Source organism: Lysinibacillus halotolerans (assembly GCF_003711845.1).
GTDB classification, from domain to species: domain Bacteria; phylum Bacillota; class Bacilli; order Bacillales_A; family Planococcaceae; genus Ureibacillus; species Ureibacillus halotolerans.
This window is the reverse complement of record NZ_RHLQ01000012.1, coordinates 24,403-43,415: the sequence shown is the minus strand read 5'-3', so window position 1 is coordinate 43,415 and position 19,013 is coordinate 24,403. Positions and strand designations below refer to the sequence as shown.

Here is a 19,013-nt window from a genome sequence, read left to right as displayed (position 1 = left end):
TCTCCCCTATCAGTTGTTGGATTTTTCTGAAAATATAATTAAATTTTAACAATGCCCTATGAACTATTCAATATAAGGACATAGAATTTATTTATATTTTTTCAAGAATATCGAGGCATAAAGTAGAATATAAAAGAAAAAGTGCCACCTTTAACTTAGGCAGCACCTTCTATTAACTATGTTTTTTCTCATCGGGAGATTCTTTTCTAAAAACTTCAGTAATTAATTCATCATCTTCTGTTTTTACACGTTTATTTAATTCTTGTACTGGAATTGCGTCTACCGTTTGCATATCTTCATGTAAATCAAAAAGGCTAATATTCTCTGAATCGACCATATCCGGTTTATCTGTTATAGGTAAATCTTCAAACACCTTTTTCGATTCGGGAAAGGAATCTCTTTCTTTATTCATGAATACCCACTCCTTTTTACTTAGTGTGTGTGAGTATCGATAAATTATTCCAAAGGATTAAGCCATTAAATAGGTTAACTGCTCGGAAAAGCTAATATTATTCGGGTTCCAATTTCGAGCAGGGCAATCCTTTATTTCGTATCGTAAACCTAAACTATTTATGAATTCAATGAATGTTGAATCGAACCAAGGTGGACTCCATGCTCCCGATCGACAAATATGGATAGCACGTATTTTTATTTTTCCTTGAATATCATTAAATTTTAAATAGTTTACATTATATAAACGGTTGATTTCTTTAAAAAATGATGGTTTTTCTAAAGTGTAAGGGCTATAAACGATGTTCGCCTGTTCAATTACATCCTCATGTAATAGTTTCCCTAACCAATTAGCACAATTGACATCAAATTTTAAAGAGGATAATCCGCCATACCCTAAATCAGAGTGGGCATCGAAAAGAAATACTTCGTCACATTGATACATTTTAACAAGATCGTAGGATAAGGCATGGGAATCCGATACAAAAACAGGAGTGTCACCATCATAATGAAATACTTTTTTAATTTTGCTCCAAAAAGTCTTCGTCTCTTCAGAAAGTTGGTATAATTTTTGTAAATTGATACCCTTACTTTTCGCCTGTAAATATCGTTTATACCAATCATCTAATATGGTTCGTTTATTTTCAACGAATGATACAATGTTTTGATTTTTTGTGGAAATAAAATAGTCCCAATCAATGGATAATAAGCTATTTGTCAATTCTATCACCTCAAAATCAATATCGAATAGTAAGCTCATATAATCATATGGGCTTACTATATCAATCTTAATTTTTAAAAATTTTAATTTCAAATGATAGAACAACCTTATTTAATCGTTCCATTTCTCAGAAACCCACGTGCAAAAAAGATCATAATCTTGATTGACTTGTTCTTTATAGGCCATTGAGACAAAAATAATTTGATTGCAAAACGTTTCAAAGTCTTGACCAATTGCATTTAAAATTTCTTCTTCACTTTCATGGTTGAACAGTTCGTTTTCCGTATTAACATCTGCCCGAGCATGAATTTTAGCGGTCACTTTCCCCATAATTTGGACAGTTGCTTCAAAATCCTCTGACGTTAAAAGGGAAGTTATTTTCACTTTCTTTTTATAAGGTGAACGTTCCCGCACGTAAAACTCCCGTCCGTCAATTGTTAAATAACCAAGATAAGGATCTTCTAAATGGTGCATTGCCTTTTGAGTTGCCACAACCCGTTTCCCTTGATGGTCGTATTTTTTCCAAAATTTTTCGCGATAAGGTAGAAAGTAAGCTGGTATTGGGGTGCGTACTTCTTTTACTTCAAGTACTAAATCATCCACTCCGTTTGCATCCTTTTCCCCTTCAATTAAAATGTAATATCGATCTAACCCAATAGAAGCTGTACCTGTGCCATGTTTTCTCGCAATATCTTTTATTGTATAAAAGGAAAAATCTTTTTTATCTTCTATATCTAACGAATGGAAGTAGTTCTCCGTTAACGTTTTAAGCATCGTACTTTCTTCAAAGGAAACCGGCTCAATTTCTTCTGACCAAGAAAATACTCGTTTCCCCTCATTGTTAATGTAGGTAATATCTTTTAACAAATGGTCTCGTTGTCTTTTCCCCAGCTTTTTTAAAACCTTTTTTACAGGACCCTTTGTATTTTGTTCAGTAAAGGTTAAACTAAACGGATCATCCTTTCCTTTTTTAAACCGTTTCAATTGATGGTAATAGGCATCAATATATGCTTTTATTTGTCTTTGTTGCTCATGATTAGAGAGTCCTTGAGCTTCACAAGATAATGCAATGCTTACAGACATACGTATAAGATCATATAAATAGGAACCTATGTATCCTTCATCAAAGTCATTCACATCGTAAACAATCTCGCCTTTTTCGTTTTGAAAAGCCCCAAAGTTTTCCATATGTAAGTCACCTTGAATCCAAGTCGGTTTATCAATACTTGTATGAAAGGAAAACGGAATTTTTGACATATCATAGTAAAATAAATAAGCACTGCCTCTAAAAAAACGAAAAGGACTTTCCATCATTTTTGTATACTTCATTTTTCTTTTCTCATCACTCAATGCCATACAGTGTCCATCAAATTCATTCAATACTGTATCAATAACTAATTTTCGTAAAACTTCCCTTGTGTCTTTCACACGGTTTAATAACGCTTCCATAACAACCCCTCCTTTTCTCATATTACAATTATACCCATTATTTCAAACCAATTGAATGAAAATAAAAAAGAACCCAGATGGGCTCTAATTATATGGATAAATTTTCTTTTTAACTTCCTCAACCTTTGTATTGCTGTATTGTTTCGTGTTATGTCCACCTGTTTTAGCTAACAATTGCAGCACTTCTTTATAGGACATACCCGCTTCTGCATTTTTTCGTTTTACTTCTTCTATATCAGTTCCAGCAACAGTAAAACGATGTCCATTGTTATCCATCTTTCCATCACCCCGCTAAAGGATATAAAAAACGCCCCATAAAGAGGCGTTTTGCGTTTTTCCAAACTAGAACTTATTCTTACCTTGTTCTGCTTGTTTGTTTTGGCGTTTTACTTCATTGATATCAGTACCTGTCACTGTTTGATTTGCAGAAGGTCCTGATTGAGCAAACGGTCCTGCTTCTTGAGCGATTTCTTCTCTTACTTTTTGTGGGTTTGTCCCGATAGATGGGTTACCGAAAGATTGTTTCCCTGCTTGTCCAGCTTGTCTTGTTTTACCGAAAGCAAATGGACCCGCTTCTTGAGCGATTTCTTCTCTTACTTTTTGTGGGTTTGTCCCGATAGATGGGTTACCGAAAGATTGTTTCCCTGCTTGTCCAGCTTGTCCTGTTTTACCGAAAGCAAATGGACCCGCTTCTTGAGCGATTTCTTCTCTTACTTTTTGTGGGTTTGTCCCAATGGATGGGTTACCGAAAGATTGTTTCCCTGCTTGTCCAGCTTGTGCTGATTTACCAAAAGCAAATGGACCTGCTTCTTGAGCAATTTCTTCTTTTACTTTTTGTGGATCAGTACCAAAGGAAGATCCTGAAGAACCTTGTGCATTTTGGCGCTTTACTTCATTAATATCAGTACCAGCTGATGTGAATCGCTTACCATTACCATTATTGTTTTGCATGTCAAAAACACCTCCAAAAATGTTATGTGCTTATCATGGCAATTATCTGTTTTATTATGAGTGCAATTAATTTTTTTCTTTTGTATAATTTCCTCGCTTCTAGACAACGCCATAATCAAGAGGGTTCATAGTTTAAAACCATTTATTAGAAAAATAATGGATAATGTTTTTTTCAATGCTGATACTACAAATTATTTAAGTAACAAATTAGTCATACATTTTCTGCTCTACTTCCTCATAAAATGATGCATGTCCATTTTACGAGGAGAATTGCATGATACGGAAAGGAATAGCAATTGTTGTAGGAAGTATTTTTCTATCTTTAGGTATTAATGTTTTTTTAACCCCCTATGAAATTTTAGATGGAGGAATTATTGGACTTTCATTAATAACCCATTACTTGTTTCATTTAAAAATTGGTTTAATGATTATTGTTTTAAGTATTCCCATTTTTATTTTAGCCTGGTTTAAATATAAAAATTATTTTTACAATAGCCTCCACGGCTTACTTATATCTTCCCTTATTATTGATATGTTCAAACCACTTCGTTCCATTGTTCAATTCGATCCACTCATCAGTTCGATATTAGGTGGAATCCTTGTAGGTTTAGGTATTGGTCTCATGCTTCGTTATAAGACGAGTACAGGTGGGACAGACTTACTAGCCCAATTTATCGCTGATAAAACGGCAATGAATGTGGGGATTGTTATCTTTTTTATTGATGCTGCTGTAGTTGGCTTAGGTGGGATTTTTATTTCCACAAGGACGTTATTTTTATCTATCGTCACGATATTTATCGTTGGAATTACAACGAGCATAATGACAAGTCGTCGTCATCTTGAAAAGCATTCTTAAAGATTTTGGCAAATAAAAAATGCCTCTAGATTAAAGAGACATTTAAGTTAATTTTCCGAGTTGCTTCCTTTTAAGGAAGGATAACTTTGTTTCAGAAATAATTATGGCACAAAGAATTAAAATCGCACCTATCACCATTCTTATCGTTAACACTTCATTTAAAAGGAGTACCGAAAAAACCATTCCCCAAAAGGATTCCGTTGATAAAATAATAGCTGTTTTCGTTTCGTTCGTAAATTTTTGCGCAATTGTTTGGAATAAATAAGCAATAGTTGTTGAAAATACTGCTAAATAAATAATAGAAGATACTGCTTCTATTTCCATTGAAAAATGAACTTCTCCTTTGAATAAAACAACAATCCCCGCTAACAGACTTGCAACAGCCATTTGTATAATCGTTAACGTAATTGGATCTTCTTCCTTTACATATTTGGACGTATAAAAAATTTGATAAGCAAATGCTACAGCACAACCTAATGTTAAAAGATCTCCAATATTAAGATCCATTGATAATTGTAAAGATAGGAATCCAATACCGATAATCGCTAAAATGGCACCGGCCAATTCGAACTTATCAATTTTTCTTTTATAAGAGAGATAGGCTATAAACGGAACAAGTACAACGTTTACAGCAGTTAAAAAGGCATTTTTGGAAGGTGTCGTAAACTGTAGACCTACCGTTTGCAAAGCGAAAGCTACGTATAAAAAGAATCCTAATACAAATCCTTTTTTAATCACTCCGATATGTATCCCTTTTAATTTCTTATAAAAAATCATACTTAATATAATAAAACCAACTAAAAAACGACCAGCTAATACTTGATAAGGTGAGTAATGATCAAGGGAAATTGCACTAACAACAAAGCCACTCCCCCATATAATCGCTGTAATACATAGCATCAATTCTCCAACGTATTTCCGCATAATGGCCTCCATTTACCGTTCTTTATAAATAAATATCATTATAAACAAACGAAAAATAAATTTGAATATTTATTTATATTAAACAATTCCCTTTCTGTAAATAAATCGGCTTTCGTTGCTTGTTAAATATTTGCGATACATATTTTTTTGCGAGGAACCTATGCATAGAATAGAAAGATATTATGTTGAACGGAGATGATGACACTGCTTCATACGGTTAAAAGCGGGGAAACGTTAAACCAAATTTCTTTAGATTATCGAACACCTTTGTCAGCCATTATCCAAGCCAACCCGAATATTAATCCAAATGTGATTAACGTAGGGCAATTAATTGAAATTCCCGGTTTTCCGGATCCTAATACACTCCCTTATCGAATCGAAGTGTCAATAAACGGTCGTTGGCTAAGACTTTTTCGGGACGGTGTCCTTCAAAAACAATATCCAATAGCCGTTGGAAGAATGTTGTACGAGACGCCAGTTGGAGATTTTATTATTATTAATAGAGCACCAAATCCAGGTGGTCCATATGGAACGATGTGGATGAGTTTATCAAAACAAAGTTATGGTATCCACGGTACAAACGATCCGAGTTCGATTGGTCAGGCTGTTTCTCGGGGATGTATTCGGATGTACAACGAAGACGTCGAAGAATTAGCTAGAACAATCCCAATCGGGACTCGCGTTACAATACATCCATAGTAAATGTAGACATAAAAAAACTTGCATTACTGCAAGCAGTTAAAAGATTAAGTCCATCCCTTTATAACCATTTCATTTCTATCCTTTTCTACCTCGTTTCGTTTAATAATCAAACTAATTTTTTGGTACCATTTTTGACATTCTTTAAACAGATCTTTATATTCGTCTAAATCCTTTGGAATCGCTTGTTTATTGTCTAGAAAAACGTATTCCACTATTGGACTGGATAAATCATCTACTACCATTTTAAGCATTAATTTTTTTACTTCTTTATCCTTTTTCTCTTCTGAATCTTCTACATCATTTACATGGACATCGATTTTTGCACCGCCATCAATTAACGACCAACCATGGACACCACCCTTGGATGTTAGTGCAACATTTTTATTATCTTCTACTATCGCTATTTCATAAATTTCTTGAAAATGATATTCCTTTTTTTCAAATTCATCATCGATGTCTTCCCTTTCCAATATTCGTAATGTATTCGTATATTCATCAATCATTAACGCATTTAAATAATCGGCAGAAACGATATAACGGGTATGGGGATACTGTTCTACTTGTTCAATCGTATCATTTAATAATGCCTCGTTGCGTTTTCGAACATCTTTATTTAATTCATATAGCCACCAAAAACCTAACCCAACGGCAATGATAAAAAAGAGTGCTTTACCAGTTTTAAATGCTAAAAAAAGATAGATAACTTCTAATAATAATAAAAATAACTGGAACAACCTTCTCACCCCATTCTTCTAGTTTTTAAGTTTTCTAGTAGTTATAAAAATAGTATTCCCCAACCTTCCATTTCATTCTCTTTTTAATTAAAAAACAGAAAAAAAAATAGAATCCTTAAAACGGATTCTATTTCTATTTAAAATGAATGTTAATATAAAAACACTTTTAAGTTATTTTGTTGATCAATTGTAGCTAATAAAACATCTTGAATATCTACTTTATATGTGGAAAGGATTGCATTTTTTATCCACTCTTCATTTTGTGCTATATTGCTTAGTTGATTAAAATCAATTTTCCCTTCTTTAATAATGACAATTGGTAAAGTGTATTGCTGCTGTGGTATATTGATATCCTTTTGAGTGAGTGGTTGATTTTCAGGATAAAGGAAACTTGAAATGGTCCCATCTGCTTCCCAAAAGGCAAAGGCAACTTTTTGAATATCTTCTATTTTGTCTTTCCGTAACTCTGCTAGTAAATAATCTATGGATATTCTAGCTTTTGTTAAGTTTTTTGAAAGAATTTGCCCATTTTTAATAAGAGGTAACGGAGTTGGTTCGATAAAATGTCTAAAAGACATCCATTTAAGACTTAAATAGACACACCCAATATACAAAATAATTAATACGGACATTGTAATCATGGATCCACCCATTCCCAACCCTTCATCAGATAATGGATGGGCAATAATATTTCCGACTGTAATTGCCATCGCGAAATCAAGTATGCCTAGTTGTGAAATAGAACGATGTCCCATTATTTTCGCTGCAATAAACAAAAAGATAAATGCAATGATTGCTCTTAAAACCCATTGAATTGCTTTGTCCATATAAAAATTCCAATATGACACTTCCTTCAAATCAATCTATCTGTTTTATTCTCGCCCTTTTTTCCATTAATATACAAGCGATTATTATCAGATAAACTAATCAAAATCGTCTCCTACTAAGAATTTGTTCTCCGTATAGGACAACAATGTTATAGCTATACTTAACTGTAGTAAAAGTCGTTGAAAAGAGGGGTCAGTTTGTCTGATAAAAATACATTATCCATTTTTGCCTTAGGCGGTATTAATGAAATCGGCAAAAACATGTATGTCATCGAATATGGAGACGATCTTGTCATTGTAGATTGCGGAGCAAAGTTTGCCGATGAGTCTTTATTAGGTATTAATTTAATCATTCCTGATGTGAGTTATTTACAGGAAAATCAACATAAAATTCGAGGGTTAGTTGTAACCCATGGCCATGAAGACCATATTGGTGGGATACCATATTTTTTAAAAAAGTTAAATGTACCTATATACGCTACCCGTTTCACCCTTGGGTTAATCGAATTAAAATTAAAAGAACATAAGCTTTTAAGGGAATCTACTTTAATCGAGATTCATTCAGAATCCCATTTAGATTTTGGAAAAATACAGGTTAGTTTTTTTAGGGTAAGTCATAGTATTCCTGATTGTTTAGGGATTGTATTCCATACTCCTGAAGGAAATGTCGTTCATACTGGTGATTTTAAATTTGATTTAACACCGGTTAATGACCAGTACTCAGATATTCATAAAATGGCGAAAATCGGTGAAGAAGGGGTGTTAATGCTTATTTCGGAAAGTACAAATGCTGAACGTCCGGGCTCGACCCCATCAGAACATGAAGTCGGTTCTCACATTGAAGAAGCTTTTTCGGGTGCAACAGGGAAAATTATTATTTCCACTTTTGCTTCCAACGTCAATCGGGTTCAACAAATTGTACATGCTGCCATTAAAACAAATCGAAAACTTGCATTACTCGGCCGCAGCATGGTAAATGTCGTAAAAGTAGCGAAAGAACGGGGATATGTAGAAATTCCAGACTGGATGTTAATCGAAGCCCGGGATGTAAAACAATATCCACCAGATAGGGTTGTTGTTTTATGTACTGGGAGCCAAGGTGAGCCATTAGCTGCCCTTTCCCGCCTATCAACAAACAACAATCGAGACGTAAAAGTTTTACCAGATGATACGGTCATCTTTGCTGCGTCACCCATTCCCGGAAACGAAAAGGATGTTTCGAAAATTGTGGACAACCTTTTCCAATTAGGAGCTAGAGTCATTTACGGTTCATCAAGTATTACAGGAATGCATGTTTCAGGCCACGGCTATCAAGAAGATTTAAAACTAATGTTAACTCTCATGAAACCAAAATATTTCATTCCTATTCACGGAGAATATCGCATGCTCCATTTACATCGTATTTTAGCAGAGACAGTTGGCGTAGAAAGGAACAATACGTTCATTATTCGAAATGGTGATGTTGTCGATATCGAATATGGTGAAGCTCGCCAAACTCGTAAAATTACAGCTGGGGATACGTATGTGGATAATGTAGGCGATGACGAAATCGTGGATATCGTATTGCGAGACCGCAAACAGCTATCTGAAGAAGGAATGCTTGTAATTGTATTAACAATAAGTAAAGAAGATGGCAGTCGCATTTCCGAACCGGATTGTATTTCACGAGGTTTTGTTTACGCAAAAGATTCTGAAAAACTTATACAAGATATTAACGAAATTGTAAAACGAACGATTGATCCATTTAAAGATCCGAACATTCTCGGAATGAAAAGAGCTATTAAAAAAGAAGTTGGTATATTCTTGTCAGAAAAAACAAAGAAAAAGCCAATGATTTTACCTATCATAATTGCTATATAAATCGGAAAGTGTTGAATCAGTATATATCGGTTCAACACTTTTTTCTTCTTTCTCTACCCATTTCGAATACTTTTTTACGGTATAGGCAAATATAGTAATGTTCAATTTTTATTTTACACTAGCACCAAATAGTACCGATAAACAGGGTGCACAAAAAGAAAGGATGATATTTCATGGAAAAAGACCCTTCTAACCAAGAAAAACATCAAACGAATATTGAGGACGATGGTACATTAACGAACAGGCAAGGTCACCCGATTACGAATAACCAAAACATTCGTACAGTTGGCAACCGTGGCCCAGCTACTTTAGAGAATTATGATTTCATTGAGAAAATAAGTCATTTTGACCGTGAAAAAGTGCCAGAGCGAATTGTACACGCCCGTGGAGCAGGTGCCCATGGTTATTTTGAAGCTTACGGTACAGTAGGAAATGAACCTGTTTCAAAATATACCCGCGCAAAATTGTTCCAAGAAAAAGGAAAACGTACACCTGTATTTGTACGATTCTCGACAGTAGTTCATGGATTACATTCTCCTGAAACCGTTCGTGACCCACGTGGGTTTGCAGTTAAATTTTATACAGAGGATGGCAACTGGGATTTAGTAGGGAATAACTTAAAAATTTTCTTCATTCGTGATGCGATGAAATTCCCAGATATGATCCATGCTTTCCGTCCAGATCCTGTTACGAATATTCAAGATTCTCGTCGTTTCTTTGATTTTTGTGCGAATTCTCCTGAAACATTCCATATGGTAACCCTCGTTTACTCACCATGGGGGATCCCTGCAAACTATCGAATGATGCAAGGTTCCGGAGTTAACACGTATAAATGGGTAAACAATGAAGGGAAAGCTGTATTAGTAAAATATCATTGGGAACCGAAGCAAGGTATTAAAAACTTAACGGTGAAAGAAGCAGAAGAGATTCAAGCGAAAAACTTCAATCATGCGACCCAAGATTTATACGAAGCAATTGAACGTGGGGATTACCCTGAATGGGAACTATTTGTTCAAATTATGGAAGATGGTCCACATCCAGAACTTGATTTTGACCCATTAGATGATACAAAACTATGGCCAAATGATAAATTCCCTTGGTTACCAGTAGGACGAATGGTTTTAAATAAAAATCCTGAAAACTACTTCAATGAAGTTGAACAAGCGGCATTTGGTACAGGTGTTCTTGTGGATGGTTTAGATTTCTCTGACGATAAAATGTTGCAAGGAAGAACATTCTCTTATTCGGATACGCAACGTTATCGTGTAGGTGCCAACTATTTACAACTACCTATTAACGCTGCGAAGAAACGAGTAGCTACAAACCAAGAAGGTGGGCAATTACGTTACTACAACGATAAAGCTCCTGGCCAAAATTTACATGTTAACTATGAACCTTCCAGTATGGGTGGCTTAAAAGAAGCGGAACAAGTTGGCAAGGAATATACACCTAAGGTTGAGGGGAATTTAGTCCGCGAATCCATTGAACGTAACGATAATACAAAACAAGCTGGCGAAACATATCGTAGCTTCGAACAATGGGAAAAGGATGAACTTATTAACAATTTAGTTAACGATCTTGCTATTTGTCCAAAGGATATACAAGATAAAATGATGGCCCTTGCCGATGAAGCGGACGAGGAATACGGCCGTCGTTTAAGGGAAGGATTAGCTGAAAAAGCAAAATCCATGAACAATAAAGAAGAATTCGGTAAAGAATTTAATCCCCATCCTCTTGGCGCAAAAGAAGCAGATCAAGCGGTTAAAGATGCTGTTGATAAAGGGCACGACGCTGATCCATATTAATGTTTAGAAACTAATTGAAATGCACAAATGCTGATAATCATCACATTTGTGCATTTTTTCATTCAAATCAGTTCCTGTTAAGAGGTCATAAACTGCCCACCATTAACATGAAGCGTTTGTCCTGTTACAAATCGAGAATCATCCGATGCTAAATATACATAAGTTGGAGCTAATTCAAAAGGCTGTCCTTGCCGTTGCATTGGATTACCTGCGATTGTTACAGCATCAGCTGAAAAACTAGAAGGTATTAACGGCGTCCATATTCGACCAGGAGCAACGGCATTAACTCTAATCCCCTTTTTTACTAAGTTATTCGCTAGTGCTCTAGTAAATCCAACATTCGCAGCTTTCGTCGCACTGTAATCAATTAGTTCTTCATTGCCATCATAAGCAACAACAGAAGCTGTATTGATAATCGAACTACCCGCTTTTAAATGGGGCAATGCTGCTCGCGTTGTGTAAAAATGGGAATAAATATTCACTTTAAACGTATCATCAAACTGTTCATCGGTAATATCGAGTAAGCTTAATTGCTGAAATTGAATCCCAACATGGTTACATAAAATATTCAGTTTCCCAAAGGTTTCGATTGTCTTTTGAACAATATATTCACATTGCTTTTTATTTCTTAAATCACCGGGTAATAGTAAACAACGCCTACCAAGTTCTTCAATTCTATTTTTCGTACGATTGGCATCTTCATGTTCATCTAAGTAAGCAATGGCTACGTCCGCACCTTCTTTCGCAAATGCTATCGCCACTGCTGCCCCGATACCACTATCTCCACCAGTAATTAGTGCCACTTTCCCTTTTAATTTCATCGATCCTTTATATTGGGGATTTTCAATAATCGGTCTCGGCACCATTAAACGTTCTAATCCTGGTTGTCGATATTGCCTTTGCTCAGGTACTGTTATTGGAATATCTTCCACTCGGGTAATTGTTCCATAGTTTGGATATAGGGGATATGCACCGTCCATACACGCATTTTTCTTTTTGTTTTCCATAGTACCCTCCTAGTAAAGTAAAACTATGGTCATTTTATGTAAACAACATGAATTGGGTGCCTATCTCTATAAAAATTAAGTTCACTAAATAACCTTTATGAGAATAATATGTGGATAAATAGTTATAGGAGGAGTTATATGTTTTATTCCCATCATTGCCCTGGAGTAAATAAGTTATTAATCAATTATTCTAACGAAAAAGTAAAGGTCCAGTATGCAAACAATAAAGTTCCCTTTCTCTTACCTGCCATAAGCTTTAGACCACCCTATTATATGAACCCAAGATGCGAATGGAATTATCCTATTATTTAAACAAAAAAGCCCGTAAACTTAGCTTACGGGCTCTTTTATCTATAATGCCTTTCGGTAGTTTCTTTTCCCATCATACGTATATAACACTGGCTTTTGTTCAACAAAGGTTTCTAGATGTACAGGGCGGCCCCAAAGTTGATAAATGTACGGAAGCACATTTTCTAAATAATGGGGGTCAAGCTCCATCCCTTCATAACCATGTTTTAAGTATAACTCGCCATTTCTTAAATAGTCCCCATTTTCTACTACAATATAAGGAAATCCTCCATTTACTCTCATCGAAACAAGTTGATCTCTTACATTTCGATAATCCTTATCTGTAATTTTATAATCAGAACCTTTTTTCTCAAACAAATACATATCTTCTTGTTCTACTAATTCCTTCGTTAAATAGTTTCGAATAAAGGAAATATCCGATTCAATTTCTCGCACTTCAAAAATTTTCTCTCGTCCAGAGCCGGGTTTTATACCCATTCGTCTCATCTCTTCGGTAGGATGATCATAACGTTTTTCAATATCTTCAAAGATCTTCAATCCCAAATAGTAAGGGTTAATAGAAGTTTTGGACGGTTGCACAACACCGGCATTTAATTTTGCATATTCTATCGTTTCATCTGTTGTTAAATTTAACTCCCTCATAATCCGTTGATGCCAGTAGGAAGCCCAGCCTTCGTTCATAATTTTCGTTTCCAATTGTGGCCAGAAGTATAACATTTCCTCTCGCATCATCGTTAAAATATCCCTTTGCCATTCTTCCAATTCACGACTGTATAATTCAATAAAAAGGAGCAAATCCTTTTCAGGTTTTGGAGGAAATTTTTTTCTCTTATAACGAACAGTTGGCTTCGGTTCTTCTTTTTTATCTAAATCCCATAAATCATCATAAGGTGATTTAGAAACAACGCTATCCTCTTCTTCTATATCATCTTCATACTCTAGTAAGTTAGGTCTTACTATAGAAGGATCAATGTGCTCTTGAATGGCTAACACAGCATCTAAAAACTGCTCCACTTCATCTTTTCCATAAAGCATCTCATAGTTTGCAATTCGTTCAGCTGTTGCGGTCATACTTTCGACCATATCTCTCCTCGTATTTGAAAAGCGCACATTATTTTTAAAGAAGTCACAATGGGCTAATACGTGGGCTATAATTAATTTATTTTGAGTTAACGAATTCGTATCGAGTAAAAAAGCATAACAAGGATTAGAATTGATAACTAACTCATAAATTTGGCTTAAACCTAAATCATATTGTAGCTTCATTTTATGAAATTGTTTTCCGAAGCTCCAATGGGAGAAACGAGTCGGCATTCCGTATGCACCAATCGTATAAATAATATCAGCAGGGCAAATTTCATAATGCATAGGGAAAAAATCTAATCCAAAATCAATTGCAATTTCTGTAATTTCTTCAATAGCTTTATGAAGCTCTTTTTCCACACCTTTTCCCCCCGTTAAAAAATTCTCGGGCCCTTTTCCCTAAACAGTCGTCTCCTGTTTTTGGAAAAAGTTTTTTAATGCTTCATATACATCTTTCTTTTGTCTTAAAATGTAATGTCGGAACTTTGGATTTTCAATTTTCTTAAATGTTGACATTAACGAAGAATAACGATTATTCGGATTTACTTCCCCGTAGCCAAACATACTTGAAAGTTCCATTAACTCCGATACTAGTCTTAGGCATTTCTCATTATCTGTTGAGAAATTTTCACCGTCCGAGAAATGAACTGGATAAATATTGTAGCGAACAGGACTATATTTCTCATCGATTAATTCTAACGCTTTGGAATAGGCGGAGGAGCAAATTGTCCCACCGCTTTCCCCTTTAGTAAAGAATTCTTCTTCCGTTACAACTTTTGCCTCTGTATGGTGGGCAATAAATTCAATTTCAACGGTTTGATATTTCGTTCTTAAAAATCGAGTCATCCAAAAGAAAAAGCTACGAGCACAAAATTTTTCAAAACTTCCCATTGAACCGCTCGTATCCATCATGGCAAGAACGACTGCCCTCGTTTCCGGTTTTGTTACTTCATCCCAAGTTTTAAAACGTAAATCATCGTTATGAATAGGCGCAATTTCCGCTTTTCCTTTCATAGCGTTCCGTTTAATCGCTGTTAAAATCGTTCTTTTCTTATCAATGTTACCCATAAGACCTTTTTTTCGAATATCATTAAATTCGATTTTTTCTGTCGTAATATCTGCCATTTCTTTCTTTTCTAAATTTGGAAGCTCTAACTCTTTGAACAACATATTTTGAACATCTTCTAAACTAACTTCAGCTTCATAGTAATCGTTACCTGGTTGATCACCAGCTTTTTTCCCTTGACCTTGTGCTTCATTTCCAGGTTTACCGTCGCGGGCTACCACATCACCAATTTGACTATCTCCTTGACCTTGACCAACATGTTTCGATTTCCCATAGTTATAACGAATTTTATACTCATCTAATGAACGAATAGGTATTTTTATCACTTCACGACCATTGGACATGATAATACTTTCTTCACTAATTAAATCTGGCAAATTATTTTTTATTGCATCTTTTACTTTTTCCATATGTCGTTGTTGATCTTGGTACCCTTTACGATGGAGTGACCAGTTTTCCTGAGAGACGACAAAGTTTCGATTCTGATTTTCACTCATTTTATCCTCACCCATCTTTGAAATTTCCCATTTTTAAAAGAAGGGAAAATCACTTTTTTTATAATATGCGAATTTTCTGATATATTTCACAACATTTTAATAAAAAAAAGTGAGTGTCCTAAATTTTATGGACACTCCTTCGAATATATACCTTATATTATCTATTTAATAAACTTCCAACATATCTTAATAATTCGTTTGCAGAGTTAGAATCATAACCATGTTCATCTATGAGTCTTGCAACGACTTCATTTATTTTTTTCAATTGGGACTCATCCGGTGTTTTAGATGAAGTCGTAATTTTCACAACGTCTTTTAAATCAGCAAATAGTTTTTTCTGGATCGCTTCTCGCAATCTTTCGTGGGAATTGTAATCAAATCGTTTCCCTTTACGAGCAAAAGCAGAGAGTCGAATTAAAATCTCTTCTCGGAAGGCACGTTTTGCATTTTCAGAAACACCAATTTGTTCTTCGATGGAACGCATAAGTTTTTCATCTGGATTCATCTCTTCACCGGTAATTGGATCGCGAAGTTTATTTTTATTACAAAATGCCTCTACATTATCCAAATAATTATTCATTAATGTTTTCGCAGATTCTTCATAGGAATAGACAAATGCCTTTTGCACTTCATTCTTCGCAATTTCATCGTACTCTCTTCGGGCAATGGCAATGTAATTCATATATTTTTCCCGATCTTCTTCGGAAATCGACGCATGTTGATCTAAACCGTCTTTCAAGGAACGTAAAACGTCTAACGCATTAATTGAAGGTACTTCTTTTCGGATAATAGCGGAAGAAATTCGATTAATAATATAACGAGGGTCTATTCCGTTCATACCTTCATTTGGGTATTCCTTTTTCAGTTCCTCTACATCAACGGAGTTAAATCCTTCTACACTTTCTCCATCATACAATCGCATTTTTTTCACAAGGTCGATACCTTGTTTTTTTGGAATCTCTAATCTTGTTAAAACAGAGAAAATCGCTGCTGCTCGTAATGCATGGGGCGCGATATGAACATGGGCCATATCACTCTCCCGAATCATTTTTTCGTATATGCGCTCTTCCTCTGACACTTTTAAATTATACGGAATCGGCATGACAATTATTCTTGAATGTAATGCCTCGTTCTTTTTATTGGAAATGAAAGTACGGTATTCTGTTTCATTTGTATGGGCTACAATGAGCTCGTCTGCACTAATGAGCGCAAAACGACCTGCCTTGAAATTTCCTTCCTGAGTTAAAGATAACAAGTGCCATAAAAACTTTTCGTCTAATTTGAGCATTTCTTGGAACTCCATCATCCCACGGTTTGCCTTATTAAGCTCCCCATCAAAACGATACGCCCGTGGATCTGATTCAGAACCATACTCTGCAATTGTTGAGAAGTCAATACTTCCAGTTAAATCAGCAATATCCTGTGATTTCGGATCCGATGGTGTAAATGTCCCAATTCCAACCCGTTTATCTTCAGAGAAAAAGATCCGCTCAACCATAACATCCTCAATACGACCACCGTATTCTTGTTGTAGACGCATTGTATTTAATGGAGATAAACTCCCTTCAATGCGAATTCCATATTCTTCAAAAAACTCGTCTCTTAAATTATGTGGAATGAGATGGAGCGGATCTTCATGCATCGGACATCCTTTGATGGCATAAACTGCCCCTTCTTCTGTCCTAGAGTATTGCTCCAATCCTCTTTTTAATAATGTGACAATCGTGGACTTCCCTCCACTAACAGGCCCCATTAATAATAGAATTCTTTTTCGAACGTCTAATCTTCTTGCTGCTGGGTGGAAATATTCCTCCACTAATCTTTCTAATGCTGTTTCAAGTCCAAAAATTTCTTTTCCAAAGAAATAGTACATTTTTTTACCATCTCTTTCAGCTACACCAGCACTTTTAATCATATTGTAGACACGGGAATGGGCTGTTTGAGCAACTTCGGGTCTTTCCTTAACAATCTCTAAGTATTCTGCAAATGTACCTTCCCATTTCAGGCTATCCTCTTCTTCTCTATATTGTCGAACCCTGTTTAAAATATCGATAGTTTTTACCTCCATTCAGGGCGTGTTTTTAACAATGTATGAAGTTAATCCGATAATGATACCGGATACTCGATAATATAATTTTCATTTCCCAACGATTTTTGTCATGTGAAATCCACTATTATCTTAGAAAATAAAAGAGCTTTACTAAATAAATAAAAATTTAGTAAGCTCCAAAAAAATTATTTTATTCTTTTATAAAGGATCCCTAAAGTATTCGGACCACAATGGGTTGAAACGGTACATCCTGCAGTTGTTTCAATCATTTCCTCAAAATCGGCAAATTGACGAATCAATTCTTTTACATTTTCGACAGTGTCAGGTGAACAATGGGAATGGGTGATGAAAATTCGACTCTTATCAATGTTTTCATTGTTTTCCAATCGATCCTTCACATAATTTTCAAGACATCGGTGGAAATTTCCACGGTATTTTTTACCGACCTTCATTTTGCCATCGACTACTTCGATAGAAGGCTTAATTTTTAGTAAAGTGGCTCCAAAGGCTTCAATTCCCGAGCAGCGACCACCTTTTCTTAAATAATCCATTTTATCAATGACAAAACTTGCATCTACCTTTGGTATGATCGCTTCTAAACGTTGACAAATTTCTTCAGGTTTAACGTTATCTTTTGCCATTAAAGCAGCCTCATACACGACATGTCCACTACCAGTTGATAAATTGCTGGAATCAATTACGAAGACATTATCAAAATTAAGGGCAGCCGTTTTAGCATTTTGATAACAGGATGAAAAATCAGACCCTAAACAAATATGTATCACTGCTTCATGAGATGGCGCATGTTGAGCAAAAAAAGTTTCGTACTCAAACGTGTTCACTGCAGCAGTTGTACAAGTTTTCCCTTGTTCCCCTACAAATTCAAAAATTTCTTTAGGAGAAATGTTCACACCATCACGATAATCATCTTCATCAATCAAAACATGGAGAGGCATTAATGTAATATCCAATTCTTCTAAAAGATTCGGAGAAAGATCACATGTACTGTCGGCAGTAATTTTAATCATTTTTGCACCCCTTTTATTTTTTTCTATATTATAACATAATGCCATTTTATTCTATTTAATACGAATTCCTTGTTTTAAATTGAGAGGATATAAAAATGATATTTTTTTGTGAATAATTGTATTTTTCCATTCATATAAATTAGGTGTTACAAAAATCGAAAGGAGGATCATATGTCATCACAGTATAAGTATTGGAAACCTTTTGTTGGACCCTTTGACCCATGTAAACCAATACGAGTCAAAAGTTATTCAACCCCTCCACAACTCTATATAACTTTTCAACCTGTTGGACTTCAACAATTTGAAACACCGCATCAGGCACTAATGCATGGTACACTTTGGCCACAATTATATAGCCCTTACCCGGATCCTATAAAAGGAGGGACATCAAGTGCCTAAGCAAATACCACCAGAATATTATCAATGTCTAGAAGAACTTCAAGCCATTGACTTTGTGTTAGTTGAACTAAACCTCTATTTAAATACTCACCCCCATGACTTTGAAGCAATTAAACAGTTTAATGAAACGGCTCAACGGAGTATGCAATTAAAAGTCGAATTTGAAAAGAGATTTGGCCCACTTATGCATTTTGGAAGAAGTTATTCGAGTTACCCGTGGAGTATTGATGATTCACCTTGGCCATGGCAAGTTTAATGAAAACCTTTCAAAACTCATATAGGAGGAAAAGGATTT

Annotated in this window: 19 protein-coding genes; 6 read left to right on the top strand and 13 right to left on the bottom strand. The window is 35.2% G+C overall.

Translation table 11 applies throughout. From position 1 onward, the window contains the following. Window positions 1-172: 172 nt before the first annotated feature. From EC501_RS06715 to EC501_RS06695, 5 genes are all read right to left on the bottom strand, one after another. Window positions 173-412, bottom strand: coding sequence for a hypothetical protein (locus tag EC501_RS06715; RefSeq protein WP_122971525.1), 240 nt, complete (start codon window positions 410-412; stop codon window positions 173-175). Window positions 413-469: 57 nt separating this feature from the next. After that, complete coding sequence (locus EC501_RS06710) at window positions 470-1,264, bottom strand: arginase (protein ID WP_241559288.1); 795 nt, start codon at window positions 1,262-1,264, stop codon at window positions 470-472. Between the two features lie 18 nt (window positions 1,265-1,282). Next, window positions 1,283-2,620, bottom strand: a complete 1,338-nt coding sequence (locus tag EC501_RS06705; RefSeq protein ID WP_122971524.1) for a DUF2252 domain-containing protein — start codon at window positions 2,618-2,620, stop codon at window positions 1,283-1,285. Window positions 2,621-2,704: 84 nt separating this feature from the next. Then, window positions 2,705-2,896 (bottom strand): gamma-type small acid-soluble spore protein, encoded by a 192-nt coding sequence (locus EC501_RS06700; protein ID WP_122971523.1) that lies wholly within the window; start codon window positions 2,894-2,896, stop codon window positions 2,705-2,707. Between the two features lie 66 nt (window positions 2,897-2,962). Beyond that, the gene (locus EC501_RS06695) at window positions 2,963-3,571 is read right to left on the bottom strand and encodes a hypothetical protein (RefSeq protein WP_122971522.1); all 609 of its coding nucleotides are present in this window, start codon (window positions 3,569-3,571) and stop codon (window positions 2,963-2,965) included. Window positions 3,572-3,845: 274 nt separating this feature from the next. Between EC501_RS06695 and EC501_RS06690 the strand changes: the two genes are divergently transcribed. Then, window positions 3,846-4,427: a YitT family protein gene (locus EC501_RS06690; RefSeq protein WP_122971521.1), complete on the top strand. Its 582-nt coding sequence runs from the start codon at window positions 3,846-3,848 to the stop codon at window positions 4,425-4,427. A gap of 42 nt (window positions 4,428-4,469) precedes the next feature. Here the strand turns inward: EC501_RS06690 and EC501_RS06685 are convergent, their stop codons facing one another. Continuing rightward, complete coding sequence (locus EC501_RS06685; protein ID WP_122971520.1) at window positions 4,470-5,351, bottom strand: DMT family transporter; 882 nt, start codon at window positions 5,349-5,351, stop codon at window positions 4,470-4,472. Between the two features lie 204 nt (window positions 5,352-5,555). On the opposite strand from EC501_RS06685, the gene EC501_RS06680 reads away from it, so the two are divergent. After that, the gene (locus EC501_RS06680; RefSeq protein WP_122971553.1) at window positions 5,556-6,050 is read left to right on the top strand and encodes a L,D-transpeptidase family protein; all 495 of its coding nucleotides are present in this window, start codon (window positions 5,556-5,558) and stop codon (window positions 6,048-6,050) included. 47 nt (window positions 6,051-6,097) lie between these two features. Here the strand turns inward: EC501_RS06680 and EC501_RS06675 are convergent, their stop codons facing one another. Both EC501_RS06675 and EC501_RS06670 read right to left on the bottom strand, forming a co-directional pair. After that, window positions 6,098-6,787 (bottom strand): hypothetical protein, encoded by a 690-nt coding sequence (locus EC501_RS06675; RefSeq protein WP_122971519.1) that lies wholly within the window; start codon window positions 6,785-6,787, stop codon window positions 6,098-6,100. Window positions 6,788-6,936: 149 nt separating this feature from the next. Next, window positions 6,937-7,614, bottom strand: coding sequence for a DUF421 domain-containing protein (locus EC501_RS06670; RefSeq protein ID WP_122971518.1), 678 nt, complete (start codon window positions 7,612-7,614; stop codon window positions 6,937-6,939). Between the two features lie 198 nt (window positions 7,615-7,812). On the opposite strand from EC501_RS06670, the gene EC501_RS06665 reads away from it, so the two are divergent. Continuing rightward, the gene (locus EC501_RS06665) at window positions 7,813-9,474 is read left to right on the top strand and encodes a ribonuclease J (RefSeq protein ID WP_122971517.1); all 1,662 of its coding nucleotides are present in this window, start codon (window positions 7,813-7,815) and stop codon (window positions 9,472-9,474) included. Window positions 9,475-9,647: 173 nt separating this feature from the next. After that, window positions 9,648-11,279, top strand: coding sequence for a catalase (locus EC501_RS06660; protein ID WP_122971516.1), 1,632 nt, complete (start codon window positions 9,648-9,650; stop codon window positions 11,277-11,279). A 77-nt stretch (window positions 11,280-11,356) separates the two neighbouring features. Here the strand turns inward: EC501_RS06660 and EC501_RS06655 are convergent, their stop codons facing one another. From EC501_RS06655 to EC501_RS06635, 5 genes are all read right to left on the bottom strand, one after another. Continuing rightward, window positions 11,357-12,286 carry an SDR family oxidoreductase gene (locus EC501_RS06655; protein ID WP_241559287.1) on the bottom strand — a complete coding sequence of 310 codons (930 nt, stop codon included), beginning with the start codon at window positions 12,284-12,286 and terminating at the stop codon, window positions 11,357-11,359. Between the two features lie 351 nt (window positions 12,287-12,637). After that, entirely contained in the window at window positions 12,638-14,038 is a 1,401-nt protein-coding gene (locus tag EC501_RS06650; protein ID WP_122971515.1) for a SpoVR family protein, read from the bottom strand. Between the two features lie 39 nt (window positions 14,039-14,077). Then, complete coding sequence (yhbH, locus tag EC501_RS06645; protein WP_122971551.1) at window positions 14,078-15,241, bottom strand: sporulation protein YhbH; 1,164 nt, start codon at window positions 15,239-15,241, stop codon at window positions 14,078-14,080. Window positions 15,242-15,398: 157 nt separating this feature from the next. Further along, entirely contained in the window at window positions 15,399-17,309 is a 1,911-nt protein-coding gene (locus tag EC501_RS06640; RefSeq protein WP_421930387.1) for a PrkA family serine protein kinase, read from the bottom strand. Between the two features lie 167 nt (window positions 17,310-17,476). Further along, window positions 17,477-18,319: a DegV family protein gene (locus tag EC501_RS06635; RefSeq protein ID WP_122971514.1), complete on the bottom strand. Its 843-nt coding sequence runs from the start codon at window positions 18,317-18,319 to the stop codon at window positions 17,477-17,479. 171 nt (window positions 18,320-18,490) lie between these two features. Here EC501_RS06635 and EC501_RS06630 point away from each other — a divergent pair, with 171 nt between their 5' ends. After that, window positions 18,491-18,718, top strand: coding sequence for a spore coat associated protein CotJA (locus tag EC501_RS06630; RefSeq protein ID WP_122971513.1), 228 nt, complete (start codon window positions 18,491-18,493; stop codon window positions 18,716-18,718). Further along, window positions 18,711-18,974: a spore coat protein CotJB gene (locus EC501_RS06625; protein WP_122971512.1), complete on the top strand. Its 264-nt coding sequence runs from the start codon at window positions 18,711-18,713 to the stop codon at window positions 18,972-18,974. The genes EC501_RS06630 and EC501_RS06625 overlap by 8 nt, the downstream gene beginning before the upstream one ends. Window positions 18,975-19,013: the final 39 nt, after the last annotated feature.